The organism is Staphylococcus kloosii, from assembly GCF_032139365.1.
Classification (GTDB): Bacteria; Bacillota; Bacilli; order Staphylococcales; family Staphylococcaceae; genus Staphylococcus; species Staphylococcus kloosii_A.
In genome coordinates this window covers 68,787-88,899 of the sequence record NZ_JAVTDB010000003.1, presented here as the reverse complement: position 1 = coordinate 88,899, position 20,113 = coordinate 68,787, and the positions used below count along the sequence as shown (strand labels likewise).

16 protein-coding genes are annotated in these 20,113 nt (G+C 33.8%); all 16 read right to left on the bottom strand.

What is annotated here, in order from left to right; translation table 11 throughout:
- Positions 1-136 precede the first annotated feature (136 nt).
- Positions 137-346, bottom strand: coding sequence for a hypothetical protein (locus RPL90_RS00580; RefSeq protein ID WP_313541405.1), 210 nt, complete (start codon positions 344-346; stop codon positions 137-139).
- 194 nt (positions 347-540) lie between these two features.
- Positions 541-1,488 carry a DNA-binding protein WhiA gene (gene whiA, locus RPL90_RS00575; protein WP_313541404.1) on the bottom strand — a complete coding sequence of 316 codons (948 nt, stop codon included), beginning with the start codon at positions 1,486-1,488 and terminating at the stop codon, positions 541-543.
- Positions 1,489-1,536: 48 nt separating this feature from the next.
- A complete protein-coding gene (locus tag RPL90_RS00570) occupies positions 1,537-2,520 on the bottom strand; it encodes a gluconeogenesis factor YvcK family protein (protein WP_313541403.1) in 984 nt (327 codons plus the stop codon).
- Positions 2,507-3,427 carry an RNase adapter RapZ gene (gene rapZ / locus RPL90_RS00565; protein ID WP_313541402.1) on the bottom strand — a complete coding sequence of 307 codons (921 nt, stop codon included), beginning with the start codon at positions 3,425-3,427 and terminating at the stop codon, positions 2,507-2,509. Before rapZ ends, RPL90_RS00570 begins: the two co-directional genes overlap by 14 nt.
- A gap of 192 nt (positions 3,428-3,619) precedes the next feature.
- A complete protein-coding gene (gene trxB / locus RPL90_RS00560; RefSeq protein ID WP_195715710.1) occupies positions 3,620-4,564 on the bottom strand; it encodes a thioredoxin-disulfide reductase in 945 nt (314 codons plus the stop codon).
- A 64-nt stretch (positions 4,565-4,628) separates the two neighbouring features.
- Positions 4,629-6,065, bottom strand: coding sequence for a tetratricopeptide repeat protein (locus RPL90_RS00555; protein WP_313541401.1), 1,437 nt, complete (start codon positions 6,063-6,065; stop codon positions 4,629-4,631).
- A gap of 18 nt (positions 6,066-6,083) precedes the next feature.
- Positions 6,084-6,572: an acyltransferase gene (locus tag RPL90_RS00550; protein ID WP_313541399.1), complete on the bottom strand. Its 489-nt coding sequence runs from the start codon at positions 6,570-6,572 to the stop codon at positions 6,084-6,086.
- 4 nt (positions 6,573-6,576) lie between these two features.
- Entirely contained in the window at positions 6,577-7,410 is an 834-nt protein-coding gene (lgt, locus tag RPL90_RS00545) for a prolipoprotein diacylglyceryl transferase (RefSeq protein ID WP_313541397.1), read from the bottom strand.
- Positions 7,407-8,354 carry an HPr(Ser) kinase/phosphatase gene (gene hprK, locus RPL90_RS00540; RefSeq protein WP_313541395.1) on the bottom strand — a complete coding sequence of 316 codons (948 nt, stop codon included), beginning with the start codon at positions 8,352-8,354 and terminating at the stop codon, positions 7,407-7,409. Before hprK ends, lgt begins: the two co-directional genes overlap by 4 nt.
- A gap of 408 nt (positions 8,355-8,762) precedes the next feature.
- Complete coding sequence (uvrA, locus tag RPL90_RS00535; RefSeq protein ID WP_313541393.1) at positions 8,763-11,600, bottom strand: excinuclease ABC subunit UvrA; 2,838 nt, start codon at positions 11,598-11,600, stop codon at positions 8,763-8,765.
- 9 nt (positions 11,601-11,609) lie between these two features.
- On the bottom strand, positions 11,610-13,592 hold the full coding sequence (uvrB, locus tag RPL90_RS00530; RefSeq protein ID WP_313541391.1) for an excinuclease ABC subunit UvrB: 1,983 nt from the start codon (positions 13,590-13,592) through the stop codon (positions 11,610-11,612).
- A gap of 272 nt (positions 13,593-13,864) precedes the next feature.
- Positions 13,865-14,101: a CsbA family protein gene (locus RPL90_RS00525; protein WP_313541389.1), complete on the bottom strand. Its 237-nt coding sequence runs from the start codon at positions 14,099-14,101 to the stop codon at positions 13,865-13,867.
- A 5-nt stretch (positions 14,102-14,106) separates the two neighbouring features.
- Positions 14,107-14,748 (bottom strand): YfbR-like 5'-deoxynucleotidase, encoded by a 642-nt coding sequence (locus RPL90_RS00520; RefSeq protein WP_313541387.1) that lies wholly within the window; start codon positions 14,746-14,748, stop codon positions 14,107-14,109.
- Between the two features lie 248 nt (positions 14,749-14,996).
- A complete protein-coding gene (locus RPL90_RS00515) occupies positions 14,997-15,920 on the bottom strand; it encodes a CHAP domain-containing protein (RefSeq protein WP_313541385.1) in 924 nt (307 codons plus the stop codon).
- Between the two features lie 374 nt (positions 15,921-16,294).
- Positions 16,295-17,411 (bottom strand): peptide chain release factor 2 gene (gene prfB / locus RPL90_RS00510; protein ID WP_313541383.1). Its coding sequence is split into 2 segments (ribosomal slippage): positions 16,295-17,338 and positions 17,340-17,411, totalling 1,116 coding nucleotides; the frame shifts between segments, so codons are not numbered across the junction.
- A 158-nt stretch (positions 17,412-17,569) separates the two neighbouring features.
- Positions 17,570-20,101: a preprotein translocase subunit SecA gene (gene secA, locus RPL90_RS00505; protein WP_313541381.1), complete on the bottom strand. Its 2,532-nt coding sequence runs from the start codon at positions 20,099-20,101 to the stop codon at positions 17,570-17,572.
- Between the last annotated feature and the right edge of the window lie 12 nt (positions 20,102-20,113).

Here is a 20,113-nt window from a genome sequence, read left to right as displayed (position 1 = left end):
GTTAATACTATAAAGAAGCTAGAAAGGATAAATACTTTCTAGCTTCTTTATTAATTTTATCAACCTATTTAAGCCCATTATCCCACATAAATAAGCCTTCAAAATGATTTGAAGACTTACACATTTTTTAGTTTTATTAACCTTTATATTCTAATGGATCGATTTCGTGTTTACGCATTTCTGACCCTTTTTCATACAACGCTACGACTCCAATAATTAATACTACTATAGTTACTAAAAACAATACGTTTTTCTTATTCCCAAAATTCATCACACCACTTAATATTAGTAAAAATAGAATAGCAATGAATAGAATAAATGCTAAATACATAAATAAAGTACCCATATATTTACTTCCTTCACGTGTTATTTTAATTTGAAGCATAATTTATTATGCTCTGCAAAATTAAATATCGCAACATAAACTTTTACAATTTTATGCAACTTATTTTCTTTTTACATCAAATAAAAAAACTAGCTAGGCAACAATTGCCTTATAGCTAGCCATTTTACTAATATTATTTTTCTATCTATGTTTAACTACAAAGAATCTATATCTTCACCGCTTCTTATTTTGTCAGCCATTTCATTTAACTTACGCAGTCGATGATTCACTCCAGATTTTGAAATTGTACCTGTTGATACCATTTCACCCAATTCCTTCAAAGAAATTTCTTGATGTTCTACCCGTAATTTCGCAATTTCTCTTAAGCGATCTGGTAAATTATCTAGTCCTATCTCTCGATCTATTAATTGTATGCTTTCTACTTGTTTCATAGCCGCACTCACAGTTTTGTTTAAATTAGCAGTTTCACAATTAACAAGTCTGTTAACTGAATTTCTCATGTCGCGAACAATGCGGACATCTTCAAATTTAAGAAGCGCTTGATAACCTCCGATTAAACTTAAAAAATCGGATATTTTTTCAGCCTCTTTCAAATAGACAATACTTCCTTTTTTGCGTTCTAAATGTTTGGCGTTCAATTCATAGCCATTCATTAACTTAGTTAGGCCTTCTGAATGATTTTCGTATAAAGAAAATATTTCTAAATGGTAGGATGAAGTTTCTGGATTATTGACTGATCCACCCGCTAAAAATGCACCTCTTAAGTAACTGCGACGCATTTCATCATCTTCAATGATCGCCTCATCAATTTCATGCGTAAAAATACCATTTTTTAAAATGCCTAAGTCATTTAAAATTTCCTTAGCTTTCATCTTCACTCTACAAATATAGATGTTATTTTTCTTTAATTTCATTTTTTTTCGCACCAAAATTTCAACTTCAACGTTAAATATTTTTTTAATTAATGAATAGATTCTTCTAGCTGTTGTCGCATTCTCTGTTTGTACATTAATTACGAATTGTTGATTAGCCAAACTGAGTGCGCCATTCATTCTTATCAAGGCACTGAGCTCTGCTTTTGCGTTGTCTATATCAACTTCAATTCTCGTTAATTCATTTTTCATGTCTGATGCAAAGCTCATATGTACTCATTCCTTTTCTTTACTACAAATTATTTCCTATGCTACACATCACTTACGCTTAAACTTAATCGTTTCCGTAGTATCTAATGCAATTTCATAAATCATATTTGATAACACTTTATTATTATGACGTACGTAATGTTCTGATGAAATTTCTACTAAGTTATCATGTGAGAACACACTAATACCTGCTTTATCCAATTCTTCTCTATCATTTTTTACCGGGCCCGCGTTTTCTTTTTCATATCTGTCTAGCACGTCGCGGTTAAATGTTTCTTCATTACATATCGCATAATCAATAAATTCTTTACCTACATGGTCATGAATCGCTTTAATATGATCATATGCTGAATAATTATTTGTCTCTCCTGGTTGAGTCATAACGTTAGTAACATATAACTTAGGTGCTTCACTGTTAATAACAGCTTCTGCAATACCTTCTACACATAAATTTGATATTACACTAGTATATAAAGACCCAGGCCCTAATACAATTAAATCAGCTTCTGATAAAGCGTCTAATGCCTCTGCCATTGGTTGAACATGTTTGGGTTCCAAAAAGACATGCTTAATCTTTTTGTTTTGCTTAGGTATATTAGATTCTCCATAGACAATTTCGCCGTCTTCCATAACAGCATTTAGCTGGACACTCGCATTTGTAGAAGGTATAACCCTACCTTTAATATTTAAAATTTTACTTAATTCTTTAACCGCGTGTCCAAAATCATCTGTAATATTAGTCAACGCAGCTATTAATAAATTTCCTAACGAGTGCCCTTCGATTTGGTTTTTTTGAAATCGATATTTAAATAACTCTTCCAATATAGGCTCTGCTTCACTTAATGCTGATATGACATTACGAATATCTCCAGGTGCTGGAATATTCATTTCGTCACGTATCTTACCTGTACTACCACCATCATCTGCAACAGTAACGATAGTAGTAATATCGATATTATAATCTCTTAATCCACGTGCTAAAACTGATAATCCAGTGCCACCGCCGATAAGTACAAGTTTAATTTTTTCCATTTTCCTCGCCACTTTCAATATGTGCATCACGATGATGTACATATACATTATAGTCAAAGCTTTCTTTTAATTCTTCACCAATTCTTTTAGCCAAAGCTACAGAACGGTGTTGACCTCCTGTACACCCCATAGCAATAACTAACTGTGTTTTGCCTTCCTTTTTGTAACCGGGTATCATGTATTTTAATAAATCGATTAATTTTTCGTAAAACGTTTCAGTTTCTTGCCATTTCATTACGTAATCATAAACTAGCTTATCTTCGCCTGTTAAAGGCCTTAATTCTTCTACATAGTATGGATTGGGTAAAAACCTAACATCAAATACTAAATCTGCGTCCATTTGAATACCATGTTTAAAACCAAAACTCGTCACATTGACGCTAAAGGGTTCATAATTTCTACTATTAAAATAATCATTGATACGCTTTTTTAATTCCTTCGGTGTAAAATAAGAAGTATCGATAATATAATTTGCACAGCTTCTAATTTCTGTTAATAAATGATGTTCTTCTTCGATTGATTCTATCAAAGAACGTTGCCCATTTTCATTTAATGGATGCGCTCTACGCGTTTCCTTATATCTCGAAATTAGGCGTTCTTTACTTGCTTCTAAAAAGATAAGATCTACGATTACGTCATTTTTGCTTTTAATCGCATCTACTTCTTTGACGAATGATTTAAATAATTCTTTACCACGCAAATCAATAGCAATCGCCACTTTTTTCAACGAAGGATTACCTTGTTCCATTAACTCGACAAACTTTGGTAATAAGATAGGTGGTAGGTTATCAACACAAAAGTAACCAATGTCTTCTAAACTTTGAATAACAAGTGATTTCCCGGCACCTGACATACCAGTTATTAATAATAATTCACTTTTAACATTATCTTTTTCGCTTTTTTGCATCTTTTACTACACCATCCACTTAAATTTTAATTCCTGAATATTACAAGTAAAAATCTATATACTATATCATGATACATTTTACATTAAATAATAGTTTCATCATAGTATTATAGTTATAAAAAAACAGCTAAGATAAATTAACCTACCCACTCGTAAGTCAATTATCCTAGCTGTTATTTTATTGATATTAGCTTAAACTTCCATTTTATCTTTTAATTCTTCGATATAAGCTTGCACGCTTTGTGCTGCGATACTACCGTCGCCAGTTGCTGTAACAATTTGGCGTAAGCCTTTTTCTCTTACATCACCGGCAGCATAGATACCTGGTACTGAAGTTTTCATATCATCATCAGTTAGAATGTAACCCACTTCATTCGTAATACCAAGATTTTCAAATGGTGCAGTTAATGGTTTCATACCGATATATACAAAAACACCATCAGCGTCTAAAGTTTCTTCTGTACCATCAATCGTAGAAGCTAAAGTTACTGAACCGACTTTACCATCTTTTTCATTGATTGTTTTAAGCGTATGATTCCAGATAAAATCAATTTTGTCATTTTTAAATGCACGATCTTGTAATATTTTTTGAGCACGTAATTCATCTCTTCTATGAACTACTGTTACGCTGTCAGCAAATTTTGTTAAGAATGTACCTTCTTCAACTGCTGAGTCACCACCGCCAATGACGAATAATTTTTTACCTTTAAAGAATGCACCGTCACATACCGCACAATAACTAACGCCTCTACCGCCTAGTTCTTGTTCGCCTGGTACACCGATTTTTTTATATTCTGCACCCGTTGTAATGATAACGGCATGTGCAGTAATTTGACTATTGCCAAGGTCAACAACTTTATAGTCACCTTTGTCTTCGACTGATTTAATATCACCATACTGATATTTTGCACCAAATTTTTTCGCATGCTCAAACATTTTAGTAGATAAATCAGGACCCGTTACCATTTCAAATCCTGGGAAATTTTCTACTTCTTCCGTATTTGCCATTTGTCCGCCTGGCATACCTCTCTCAATCATAACAGTGCTTAAGTTTGCTCTAGATGCGTAAACAGCAGCCGTCATACCTGCAGGTCCAGCGCCTATAATAGCAACGTCATAATCCACTTGTTCAGTCATTTCATAGCCTCCTATTTATTAATTCATTATGCGAATTATACAGTAATTATTAAATTTCTCAAAACTATATGCTTAACAGATAATCTATCGCTTTACTCAAGCGATAACGTGTTACATCAAACCAATCCATTACTTGTCGTTTCGAAACTTTGCTATCACTATTTTGATAATAGTGATAAACAAAAGCTGCAACATAATGGTTCACATGCGTTAAATCTACATTTTCTGCGATAATTGCTTCTGCTTGATCAATCCATACAATAAACAATTCTTCATTATCTTTCAAGCTTTCGATATTGTAAAGTTGTACTAGACCTCTATGCACGAAATCTAGCTTATTTAATTTCAAATCTTGAATTAGATATGTCAAATAAAGTTTTTCGTAATCGTTCATACCTTCTAAAATAGACCAAATTTCTTCAGTCAACAATACTTCTCGCCCTTTTAATTGATTGAGTAAAAAAATACCGTAAAGGCGACGATGGCTATCATCATTTAGTAATAAAGGTAAAATATGTTGATTAAAGAAGGTTTTGCTTTCTTCAATCTTCCATGGCGCATACCCTATATCAACTTTTGAAATTTCTTGTAGTTTTGACCAAAAAAATTCACTTTTTTCTCGTTCACCTAAATAATAATAATTAAAACTTAATGCATTATACATTTGCAAAGATAAAAATTTACCTTTTTTATAGAGTGGGACTAGCAATCTTTGTGAAACATTGTATTCTTTTAAATAACTTAGTACGATACCAAGTTTAAACGATTCATCTTCATTCATCGGCATCACTTTACTTAAAAGCTGAATATACTTTTGATACTTTTCTGTCTCATTAATATTATATAGTAATAAAGTATAATGGCATAATGCATGCATATCTGATTTATCTTCAGCAAGTAAAGTTTCAAACATCTCTTTCGCAATATCATATTCACTTAAATATAAATAACACATTGCTAACAAATTACGTATGATTCTATGTTGTTGGACTTCATCCTCTTGCCGCTTAATATAATCTTTCGCCTCAGGCAACCTACCTTGTGAGAATAAATATTGAAAGATCAATTGTACTGCAAATAATTGACTTTCTAAGTTAATGTCATGCCCAGAATTATAAGAAACCTCAAACATATTTTCTAATTCTTCATAGTATGCTTCATCTTCACTTATTAATACATAATTAATACCAAACAAGAAAGCCTTGTTTGGTTCATTCAATTCGATGTTTAACTGACTTAATTGGAAAAAACTTTGCGCTACAAACGCATCTTTAATAATGTATTCATAAAAAAGTGTTTCGGCGCGTTGACCATTCCCGATTTTTGACAAGCATAATGCATAATTTACTGTTACATCAAAATCTTGAGGTGACATTTCTAGCACTTTACCGAAATATTCAGCAGCTTTTGTATATGCTTGTTGCTGTAATTTTTGATTTCCCATTTTTTTATAAAAGTCCGCATCAAAATTCATTGGGATTATGTTGTCATTTTGTGCCATCCATGTACACCTCCTTTTTTATTTATCTCTTTCGCTAACAATTTGTAGTGGATTACCATATGCTAAAACATTATTAGGTATATCCTTATTGACGATACAACCTGCCCCAACTTTAACGTTGGAGCCTATAGTAACACCCGGTAAAATTGTTACATTGGCGCCTATCATCGTATTATTACCAATGTAAATCTTTCCAGTGCGCAATTCATCCACTAAAAACTCATGTGTTAACAACACCGTATTATAGCCAACAATACTATTATGACCGATATAAATGTACTCAGGATACATAATATCAGGCAAAACTTTATATGCAAAAGCAGTATGCTCACCAACGGTCATCTTTAATAGGTGCCTATACATCCACCTTTTTAATTTCAAACTAGGTAAATAGCGGCAAATCTCTATAACAATTGTTTGTTTTAAAACTTTAAATCTACTTACGTGTCGATACATCGTCCATAAAGGATTGGTATTTGCAACACGTTGCTTGTTAATATTTCTCACTTAATCACTTCGCTTTTGTTTTCGGCCAAGATAATGGACCCGCATTTTTATATTGCACTGGATTATATTTTATTCTTCTATAAATTATACTCGCTATACCAATTATAACGAGTATGACAGACATTAATTGTGCTACTCTAATATGTTCAGTCAACATTAAACTATCTGTACGCATACCTTCGACAAAAAATCTGCCAATAGAATACCAAATTAAATATAAACAAAATGTTTCCCCAATTTTCAAATGCTTTCGTAACGTAATCAAAATAATAAAACCTAAAATATCCCATATAGACTCATATAAGAAGGTGGGTTGATAATACTGGCCATCAATATACATATTTCTAATTATAAATTCCGGAATATGTAAATGTTCAAGTACAGCACGAGAAACAGGACCCCCGTGCGCCTCATGATTCATAAAGTTGCCCCATCTACCAATACCTTGTCCTAAAATCATACTCGGTGCGATAACGTCTCCTATTTGAAACGGGTTGTAATTTTTCTTTTTACAAAGTATAACGCCTGTAGCAAAACCACCAATCAATCCCCCGTGAATAGCAATACCACCGTGCCAAATCATCGGTATCTCAATTGGATTTTGTATATAATAAGGTAACTGAAAAATCACAAAATATAAACGCGCTACAATAAAGCCAAAAATCGCACTCCAAAAAATAATATCAACAAGTGTATCTTTATCATGACCAATACGTTTGACGCCAGCTTGTGCAATAAAGTATCCAAGTAGAATACCTGTCGCAATAATAATGCCATACCATCTTATTGAAAGTGGTCCTAATTCTATGGCGACTGGATTGATATAACTTAACATCATTGAGGTAAATCTCCTTCGTTGTTGTTATTACTATTGCGCAATATCTCAGCATTCAATCTATCGTTAAACTCTTCAGCAGTATTAATGCCCATAATATTAAGTCGATAGTTCATAGCCGCTACTTCTAAAATAACTGCAACGTTACGACCAGGTCTTACTGGAATAGTTTTTTTCGTAATTTCATTATCTAGAATACGTAATGTTTCTTCATTTAAACCTACACGATCATAAAGTTTATCTTTATGCCAATTTTCTAAATGTATATTCAAACGAATTCTCTTTTCAGTCAAGATAGAGCCAGCGCCAAATAATGTCATAACGTTGATAATACCCAATCCACGAATTTCTAAAAGGTGTTCGATTAATTTAGGCGGTTTACCAATCAACTCATCTTTACTCACTTCTCTAATCTCGACATTATCATCAGCTACAAGTCTATGCCCACGTTTAACAAGTTCTAAAGCTGTTTCACTTTTACCTATGCCTGAATCTCCTGTAATCATAACACCTACGCCATATACATCTACTAGCACGCCATGTAATGATGTCGTACGTGCAAGTTCATGTTCTAAAAATGTTGTTAAACGACTCATCAATTGTGTCGTAGCAACCGTAGACATAATTAACGGGGTCTCTAATTCTTTTGCAGCTTCTATTAATTCTTCAGGGGGTTCTAAATCTCTCGTCACAATAATAGCCGGTGTTTCGGGGCGACATAACTTTCTCATTCTTCCTTGTCGTTCTTCATCCGGGAGTAAATTATAAAAAGATAATTCAGTAGTACCTAATAATTGAATACGATCAGATGCATAGTGAGAAAAGTAACCTGCCATCTCTAATCCCGGTCTAGAAATATCTGTATTTTTAATTTGCTTATTTAATCCGGCCTCGCCGGCTATCAGTTCAAGTTCAAACCGTTCCACTAGATCTTTAGTAGTTAACATAGGTTCACCTCAATAATATTTTTCCTATACGTATTATGTTCATATCATATCAAAAAGTCACTATTAAACATAATTAAAATATGTGTAAAATGTGTGACTGCATACGTATTTAAATCATCTATCTATTAATTATATACGATTCGTCACATTAGCGTCTAAATATATTGACCATTTATACTGAAATTAATGCTAATTAATAACGTGAAGTAGACGCTACTATAAATTAAAAAGGAGCCTGAGATATCATATTATCTTCAGGCTCTACTTTTATATAGACAGTAGATGGTTGAATGGAAAATGCGCTTTTATCAAGCCGCTTTCAACGCTAATCATCCTTACCGGAGTGGGACAAAATCTTCTTAAAAAAATAAGATTTTGTCCCACTCCCATTTTGCTATAAGTTCTTTATTAATTGTGCACACTATCACGTTCTAAGACGTGTTTTAAATATTGTCCTGTATAACTCGATTCAACTTGTGCGATGTCTTCTGGTGTACCTGTAGCGATAATCGTACCACCACCGTCGCCACCTTCAGGACCTAAATCAATAATATGGTCTGCCGTTTTAATCACGTCTAAATTATGTTCGATAATAACGACCGTATCACCATTTTCGACCAAAGTATTTAAGACGTTTAACAATCGACCAATATCATCAACATGTAGTCCAGTTGTCGGTTCATCTAAAATATAAATAGATTTACCAGTTGAACGTTTGTGTAGTTCGGATGCTAATTTAACACGTTGCGCTTCCCCACCAGATAAAGTAGTGGCCGGTTGACCTAATGTCACATACCCTAGCCCAACATCGACTAATGTTTTTAATTTACGATATATTTTTGGTACGTTCTCGAAGAAGTATGTTGCTTCTTCAGCTGTCATCCTAAGTACATCAGCAATATTTTTACCTTTATACGTAACTTCAAGCGTCTCACGATTGTATCGTGAACCATCACATACTTCACAAGGCACATAAACATCAGGTAAAAAGTGCATTTCTATTTTAATAATGCCATCGCCTTTACACGCTTCACAACGTCCGCCTTTCACGTTGAAACTAAATCTACCTTTAGAGTAACCACGTACTTTTGCTTCATTAGTTTGTGCGAATATATCTCTAATATCGTCAAAAACGCCTGTATAAGTGGCAGGATTAGAACGAGGTGTACGACCTATTGGTGATTGATCAATATCGATTATGCGTTCCAATTGGTCAATGCCTTCGACTGCATCACAATCTCCTGGTTTCACTTTAGATTTATTTATTTCTTTTGCTAAAGATTTATATAGCACTTGGTTTACAAGTGAGCTTTTACCAGAGCCAGAGACGCCTGTAACAACAGTCATCGTTGATAATGGAAAATCAACATCAACATTTTTCAAGTTATTGCTACGCGCACCTTTAACGCTTATTTTTCTATTTGTTATTTCTCGTCGATGCTCAGGTACATCTATGCGCTTTTTGCCACTCAAATATTGACCAGTTAATGAGTCTTTACTCTTCATCACTTGTTTTGGTGTCCCACTAGCAACAATTTCGCCACCATGTTCGCCTGCACCTGGACCAACATCGACTAAATAATCCGCAGCACGCATCGTATCGTCATCATGTTCGACGACGATTAGCGTGTTACCCAAATCTCTCATTTCTTTTAACGTTTCGATTAGACGATCATTATCACGTTGATGCAAGCCGATAGAAGGCTCATCTAATACATAAAGCACGCCTGATAATCTTGAACCTATTTGCGTAGCTAATCTAATACGTTGTGCTTCTCCGCCAGAAAGCGTACCAGAAGAACGATTTAACGTTAAATATTCTAAGCCAACATTAAATAAGAATTTCAATCGTGAAATAATTTCTTTTAATATTTGGTTTGCTATTGTTCTATCTTGGTTAGAAAGGTCAATATTTTCATAGTACTCAAGTGCTTCTTTAATAGATTTATTAATTACCTCACCAATATTATGGCCTGATACATAAACAGATAACGCCTCTCTACTTAAACGTTGCCCATGACAAGTTTCACAAGGCAATTCTGTCATATATTTACTCATCATTTCACGGACATATTCTGATGGAGAATCATGATAACGTCGATTGATATTATTAATTACGCCTTCAAATTCCATCGTACGTGTTCTAGTTTGACCGTTACGTTGTTTAAAAGTAAATGCTATTTCTTTCCCTTGAGAGCCATTCATTAAAATATCTTTTTGTCTTTCTGTTAATTTGTTGTATGGTTTATCCATATTTATTTTATAAACTTCACATACGCGTTTTAATAATGTTGGATAAAAATCAGAACTTGTTGGTTCCCAAGGTACGATGGCACCTTCATTAAGTGTTAAACTTTTATCAGGTACAACTAAGTCCATATCTACAGTTAGTTTTTGACCTAGACCATCACACGTTGGGCACGCACCAAATGGGCTATTAAAACTAAACATTCTTGGTTCCAATTCACCAATCGAAAAACCACAAATTGGGCAAGCATGATTTTCCGAGAATTTTAATTCTTCGTCACCGATAACATCGACAACTAAGTTTCCTTCTGCTAAACGTAAAGCAGTTTCTATAGAGTCTGCTAAACGCGTTTCAATACCTTCTTTAACAACGAGTCGATCAACGACAACTTCAATGGTATGATTTTTATTTTTATCGAGCTCTGGCACTTCGTTAACGTCTGTAATTTCACCATCCACGCGTACACGAACGTAACCTTTTTTGATAATATCGTCGATTAATTTTTCGTGTGATCCTTTACGATGTGAAACGACAGGCGCAAGTAATTGAATTTTAGTGCGTTCTTCTAAATTCAATATTCTATCCGTCATTTGTTGTACTGTTTGTGATTCTATTTCAATATTATGATTAGGACAGTATGCTTTACCTACACGTGCATATAATAAACGAATGTAATCATATATTTCAGTTACTGTTGCTACGATAGATCTAGGATTTTTACTTGTAGTCTTTTGATCAATAGATATTGCAGGCGACAAACCTTCTATCGTATCAACATCCGGTTTATCCATTTGACCTAAAAATTGGCGTGCGTACGCACTTAGCGATTCAACATAACGTCGTTGACCTTCTGCATAAATCGTATCGAAAGCAAGTGAAGATTTACCTGACCCAGAAAGACCTGTCATGACAATCAATTTATTTTTAGGAATTTCAATATCTACACTTTTTAAATTATGGGCACGCGCCCCTTTAACGACAATAGATGGTTCTTTCATATATTAATGTCACCCTTCTGCTTTTAATTCAAATAACATATCTCTTAGTTCAGTAGCTTTTTCAAAATCTAAGTCTTTGGCAGCTTGTTTCATTTCTTTTTCTATATTTTGAATTGTTTTTTCACGTTCTTTCTTAGTCATTTTCTTAGGTAGTTCTTTTTGTTGTTGTTCATTAGTATCATCGCTTTCAACAGTAGCACTAATAACATCGTGAATTTTTTTGTTAATTGTAGTCGGTGTAATGCCATATTTTTCATTATATGCCGTTTGTATTTCTCGGCGACGCTCAGTTTCATCAATAGCATAACGCATTGAATCAGTTATTTTGTCACCATACATAATTACTTCACCTTCACTGTTACGTGCTGCACGACCAATTGTTTGTACTAACGAACGTTCTGAACGTAAAAAACCTTCCTTATCAGCATCTAAAATAACTACTAATGAAACTTCTGGAATATCTATACCCTCTCTTAATAAGTTAATTCCGACAACAACATCATAAGTTCCCATACGTAAATCTCTTATAATTTCAATACGCTCTAATGTTTTAATTTCGGAATGTAGATAATTGACTTTAATACCCGCTTCTTTCATATAAGTCGTCAAATCTTCACTCATTTTTTTCGTTAAAGTTGTAACGAGTACACGTTCATTTTTGTCGATACGTTCCTGAATTTCACCCAATAAGTCATCAATTTGATTTTCGGTTGGACGCACTTCAATTTTAGGATCTAGCAATCCAGTTGGGCGAATAATTTGTTCTACCATTTCGTCTGTATGATCTAATTCATAAGGTCCAGGTGTAGCAGACACATATACAAGTTGATTCGTTTTTTCTTCGAATTCTTCAAATTTTAGCGGTCTATTGTCTAAAGCACTAGGTAATCTAAAGCCATGATCAACCAGTACTTGTTTACGCGCTCTATCTCCGTTATACATGCCTCGTACTTGTGGCAAAGTAACATGTGATTCATCGACCATAATAAGCCAATCATCGCCAAAGTAATCTAATAATGTATATGGCGTCGAACCTAATGGTCTTAAAGTTAAATGAACTGAATAGTTTTCAATACCTGAACAGAAGCCCATTTCACGCATCATCTCTAAATCATAGTTCGTACGTTGTTCAAGTCTTTGTGCTTCTAATAATTTATTTTCAGATCTTAATTCTTCTAATCGTTCGGCTAATTCATCTTCTATACGTTGGATAGCTGATTTCATCTTTTCTTCACGAGTTACGAAGTGAGACGCTGGGAAGATAGCAAAGTGTTCACGTTCACGTATAACTTCTCCAGTTAAGTAATTCACTTCTCTAATTCTATCTATTTCGTCACCGAAAAATTCAACTCGGATACACATTTCTTCACGAGAAGCTGGGAAAATTTCAACGACATCACCGCGTACTCGAAAAGTCCCCCGACGAAAGTCAATGTCATTACGTGTATACTGTACATCTACTAATTGACGTAACAATTCACTTCTATCCATTTCCATGCCAACTCTTACACTAACTACTAAGTCGCGATATTCATCTGGATTACCTAAACCATAAATACAACTTACGCTGGCAATAATGATAACGTCGTCGCGTTCAAACAAAGCACTCGTTGCAGAGTGACGTAATTGATCTATTTCATCGTTAATTGAAGCATCTTTTTCAATAAATGTATCTGTAGATGGCACATACGCTTCTGGTTGGTAATAGTCATAATAACTAACGAAATATTCGACTCTATTTTCAGGGAAAAATTCTTTAAACTCACTATATAATTGGCCTGCCAATGTTTTATTGTGAGCAATAATGAGTGTGGGTTTGCCAACCTCTTTAATAACGTTACTCATTGTGAACGTTTTACCCGTACCTGTCGCACCTAATAATGTCTGATGCCTTTTACCTTCATTGATGCCATCTACAATTTTTTGTATAGCTTGTGGTTGATCGCCTTCGGGTTTAAAATCAGAAGCTAATTTAAATGGGTAATGTTCCATATATGACACATGCCTCCTATTTATTATCGCATTACATGTCTTTTTATCATTAGACTTGTTCGTATATAACATGTTATTTTACATAAATCTGCATTAGTTACAGTCTATTTTAACAGATTCAGTCACTTTTATACAAACATTTGTTCGTTGTTTTAAGTTTACTTTTGTTCAAATAAAAAACAAACATAGGTTGTGCACTATGTTTGTTTTCGAATATATATAGTATAAATGGATATAGACAAAACAATCAATTTTATTGTTTGTTGTATCTTTTAATCGTAATCATCATCTTTTTTATGAAATTTTAAATTATCTATAATTATGTAGCCTGCCAAAATGGATACTACATCGATAAAAATGATCCATTCATTGTGAAAAAAACCCTTTTGAACGGATACACCTATTAATACTAACGTTAAAAGTGTTCCAACCCATTTACTTCTAGTTAATACGCTAAATAAAATGACTAATACACATGGAAAAAATGAAGCAAGTATGTACCATATCATATTATTCACTCATTTCTTTTATTGATAATACGCATCGTTGTATCATATAATTCTGACTTTGGAATATATTTTTCTTGTAACATTTCTGGAATGATATGCGCTATAAAATCTTGCACCGAATAAAGGTGATCAAATTGCATAATAGTTTCTAGAGACAATTCATAAATTTCAAAAAACAGTGGTTCTGGATTTCGTTTTTGTATTTCACCTAATGTTTCATATAATAAATCAATCTTATCTGCTACTGATAGGATTTGGCCTTCTAACGAATCATCTTTACCTTCTTGTAGGCGTTCACGATAAATATTTTGAAAATGTTCTGGTATTTCTTCACTAATAAATGTGTCGACCATTTCTTCTTCAACTTGCGAGAATAATTTTTTTAGTTCACCACTCGCATATTTCACAGGTGTTTTGATATCCCCGGTAAATATTTCAGCAAAGTCATGGTTTAGTGCTTTTTCATATAAACTCTTCCAATCTACAGTACTACCTCGATACTCTTCTACGGTACCTAAATATTGCGCGATTTTCGTAACTTTAAACGAGTGCGCCGCTACATTATGTTCAAAATATTTAAACTTCCCTGGTAGTCTTATTAACGTTTCTAAGTCGGATAAACGTTTGAAATATTGATGTACACCCATGACACTTGCCTCCTCGTATATTTAAATAAAGATTATACTAGTTTCTATTAATTGAAGCAAATGTGATTGATATTGCTAGACAATATATCGTATTTACTTATATTAAATTATGCAGTGTTTAGGTGTAATTTTCAAAAATAAAACGACTATAACTAACATATTTACGTGCTTGTTTATTTAAAACATAATTCTGTTTTAAATAATTAATCATAAGCACGAACATATAATAGTTATAGCCATAATTTAAATTAATGAATATATTGATATGCGCTAGCGTTCGTTATAGTACGATATGATTTTTGTCCTAAACCTTGCCAATTCATTTCAGAAACGACAATAGACCCATCTTGATTTGCTTTTTCAACTATACCTACATGACCAAACGGCCCCGCAGTTGTTTGAAAAACTGCACCTACTGCAGGCTGATTATTTACTGTGAATCCTTGACTTTGCGCTGCTGAAGCCCAATTGTTAGCATTGCCCCATAACGTACTAATTGATTTGCCTAATTGTTGGCGACGATTAAAGGCATAATATGTACATTGCCCCCAATCATAATAATTATTATGTCCTGCAAAATTAGTGCTTTGTGCATTGTAGGATGGCTGTTGATAAGGGCTAGATTGATTTACATTATAATTATTCGGCTGTGTATTGACATAGTAGTTACTAGTATATTGTGTGGCGTATGAACTTGCATACTGATTACTAGAATCTTTTAAGTTGTTTGTATACGTAATGGTACTTTGATTTGATTGCACGGTAGTACTTAAATCACTATTGAATGGCGCTAAATGTGCAGAGCCTTTTTCCGTAATTGCGATAAGTTGTCCTGCGTGAATCGTTTCGGTCACGTTAGGGTTTAAATTATAAATTTTTTCTAAAGAAACCTTATACTTTTCACCTATTTTATATAAAGTGTCACCCGTTTTTACCTCTACAATATCTTGGTCAGGTAATAATAGTGTTGTACCTTTAGCGACATGTGTCGTATTTTCCGCTAGACCATTCAAGTTAATAATATCTGACGTTGTTGAAGCATATTTTTCTGCTAATGTACTAAGTTGTGTTTCTTCCTCGGCAACTTGGTGACTCTGACTTGCCGAAGCTGTATGATCCATTAAACCAATTAATGATAAAGAAACAATAGAACTCGTGATCGTTTTTTTCATGGTGATGTTCAATCCTTTTTAACCGATTTTGTGATTTTAATATAGCACACTTTTTATAACCACGTAGTACTGTTATCAAGCTGTAATAAAAGCGTTACTTTTATAGATAAAATGCAACTTGAAAAACAATGAAATCATGCATTACATCAACGTTTAAGGAAATCAACGTCATCAGTCGATTAATAAATCTAATTGAAAATCACATATAAAATCATAATATTTTTCAAACTAAAAAAGTTATAATTCCTGCACTACAGTATGAATTAACTCGATAAAAAAAGTCGCACCTCAACTACTTATCATCTTAGCGTCATATTTAACAGCTTCGTGATAGAAATGAGATTGCGACTTAATTTTTTTAAGTAATTAATTTTTTATTTTTCTGCATTTGCCATTTGATTACGTAAATATGCTTCCATGAATGGACCAATATCTCCATCCATTACTGCATCAACCTTACCAGTTTCTTCATTAGTTCGATGATCTTTTACCATTGAATAGGGATGGAAAACATAAGATCTAATTTGGCTACCCCAACCAATTTCTTTTTGTTCATCACGAATTTCAGCCATTTGCTTTTCTTGTTCTTCTAATTCTAATTGATATAATTTGGCTTTTAACATTTTTAAAGCAGCTTCACGGTTTTTAATTTGTGAGCGTTCGTTTTGGTTATTAACAACAATGCCAGTTGGATGGTGCGTAATACGGATTGCTGATTCAGTTTTGTTTATGTGCTGACCACCTGCACCAGAAGCTCTGAACGTATCAATTGTTATATCGTCTGGATTGATTTCAATTTCTATCTCATTATTATTAAATTCAGGAATTACGTCACATGAGGCAAATGAAGTATGACGTCTACCAGAAGAATCAAATGGTGAGATACGCACCAATCTATGCACACCTTTTTCCGCTTTTAAATAACCATAGGCATTGTGACCTTTAACGATGATTGTCACACTCTTCACGCCTGCTTCATCCCCGGGTTGATAATCAGCTGTTTCTACTTTATAGCCTTGTTGTTCACAATAACGTTGGTACATTCTTAAAAGCATGCTCGTCCAATCTTGAGACTCTGTACCGCCTGCACCCGGATGTAATTCTAAAATTGCGTTATTTGCATCATAAGGACCATCTAGTAATAACTGTAATTCAAAGTGCTCAATTTTATCATTAAATCCCGTGATTTGACTTTCTAGTGCTTCTTTCATATCGTCATCATTTTCTTCTACCAATAGCTCATGCGTTGCAGACATATCATCTAATTCATCAGTCAAACTAGTAAAATCATTAACCACAGATTTTAAGGCATTATTTTTATCGATAATTTCTTGCGCTTTATTTTGATCATCCCAAAATGTTGGATCCGCCATCATTTCTTCGTATTCTTGAATATTTGTCTCTTTTTCCTCTAAGTCAAAGAGACCCCCTAAGTTGTTCTAATTTAGCTTCGTAACTATCTAACTTTCTTTTCATTTCTAATAATTCCATTGTACATCGCTCCTATTAGCGTTTAATTAACTTTCACTTTTTAATAAACTGTTCACTTTAAAAGTATATCATTATAAACAACATTTCAAAACATTGTCTGTGCATTGTAAAAAACTGGAGTATGTTAAAAATTATTAACATACTCCAGTAGAGTCATTTTACGCGCCGTGACAGTTTTTGTATTTTTTCCCACTACCACAAGGGCATGGATCATTTCGGCCAATATGTTCATCTTTAACATAAGGTTGCGCTTTAGCTTTTTCTTTGCCGTCTTCAGCTGAAACATGTTCAGCCTTACCAAAATCAGTAGATTTATCTCTTTCTACATCATCTTCTACCGTAACGACAGATTTTAAGATATATTTACTAACATCTTCTTCGATTTGTTGCATCATTGAGTCAAATAGTTGATGACCTTCGTTTTGATAGTCGCGTAATGGGTTTTGTTGACCATAAGAACGTAAGTGAATACCTTCTCTAAGTTGATCCATTGTATCAATATGGTCTGTCCAATGTGTATCGATAGAACGTAATAATATCATACGTTCAAATTCATCAAATTGCTCACCAATTGCTTCTTTTTGTTGAGCTAATGCCTTTTCTACTTTTTCCCATACAAGTTGATAAATATCTTCGCTATCTTTACCTTTTATTTCAGATACGTTTAATTCATTTTCATTTAAAAATACATCGTCGACATAATTTACGAATGGTTCGTAGTCTGGATTCTCTTCATCATCGTTAATATAATGTGCAACGCTACGTTCTAATGTTGATTGCAACATAGAATTGACAAGTTCACTACTATTTTCGCTATCGATAATGCTGTTACGTTCACTATATATGATTTCACGTTGTTTACGTAATACATCATCATATTCAAGGATACGTTTACGCGCATCAAAGTTATTACCTTCAACACGTTTTTGTGCAGATTCAACAGCACGAGATACCATTTTAGATTCTATCGGCGTTGAATCGTCCATACCTAAACGGTCCATCATTTTTTGCAATCTTTCAGAACCAAAACGTACCATTAATTCGTCCTGTAATGATAAATAAAAACGACTATCACCGCGGTCACCTTGACGACCAGAACGACCTCTTAATTGGTCATCAATACGTCTAGATTCGTGACGTTCAGTACCAATAACTGCTAATCCACCTAATTCTTCGACGCCATCACCAAGTTTGATGTCTGTACCACGACCCGCCATGTTTGTAGCAATTGTAACAGCGCCACGTTGACCAGCGTTTGCAACGATTTCCGCTTCGCGTTCGTGGTTTTTAGCATTTAATACATCGTGTCGGATACCACGTTTTTTAAGTAAATTAGAAATATATTCACTTGTTTCAACTGCTACAGTACCTAAAAGTACAGGTTGCCCTTCTTTATGCTTTTCAATAACATCTTCGACAACCGCATCAAATTTCCCTTTTTGACTAATATAGATTAAGTCTGGCTTATCGATACGTTGTACCGGTTTATTCGTTGGTATTTGTGTAACCGTCATATTATAAATATTTCTAAATTCTTCTTCTTCAGTTTTAGCTGTACCAGTCATACCAGATAATTTGTTGTACATTCTAAAGAAGTTTTGGAACGTTATAGAAGCCATCGTTTTAGATTCGTTTTGAATTTTTACGCCCTCTTTAGCTTCAATCGCTTGATGTAAACCTTCAGAGAAACGACGACCTGGCATTGTACGACCTGTAAATTGGTCTACAATTAAAATTTCACCATCATTAATCATATAGTCTACATCACGTTGTAACGTTACATGTGCACGTAATGCTGTATTGATATGACTAATGATTTCAACGTTTTTCACATCATATAAGTTATCGATTTTAAACATACGTTCTGCTTTATCAATACCTTGTTCAGTTAACTGAACAGCTTTTGTTTTTTCATCATAGTTATAGTCTTCTTCATTTTTTAACATTTTTGCAAAAACATTAGCTTGGGTATATAGAGAAGTAGATTTTTCAGCTTCTCCTGAAATAATTAATGGTGTACGTGCTTCATCAATTAAAATTGAGTCCACTTCGTCAATGATTGCAAAGTTCAATGGACGCATTACACGTTCTTCGGCATAGTTCACCATGTTATCACGCAAGTAATCAAAACCTAATTCGTTGTTAGTGCTGTAAGTTATATCATCAGCATATGCCGCACGTTTCTCTTCAGTTGATTTACTGTTTAAATTTAGACCCACTGATAAACCTAAAAAGTTGTATAGTTCAGCCATCTCTTCACTTTGTGAACTCGCTAAATATTCGTTGACTGTAATTACGTGAACGCCTCGTCCTGCTAAGGCATTTAAATAAGTAGGCATAGTAGCCGTTAACGTTTTACCTTCACCCGTACGCATTTCTGCAATATCACCTTTATGGATAGCAATACCACCCATTACTTGGACACGATAAGGAATCATGTTGAAAACACGCTTAGATCCTTCGCGTACTAAAGCAAAGGCTTCTGGCAAGATATCTTCCAATATTTTTTCTTGTTTTTTGATATCGTCTTCTGCTTGCAATTTCTCTTGAAATTCTGCAGTTTTATTACGAATCTCTTCATCAGTTAGTATTGTTATATCCTCTTCTAATGAGAGCACTTTGTCTGCTAATTTACCAAGGCGTTTTATTTCTTTATTATTGCCATCAGCAATCTTTGATAAAAAACCCATTATGTTCGCTCC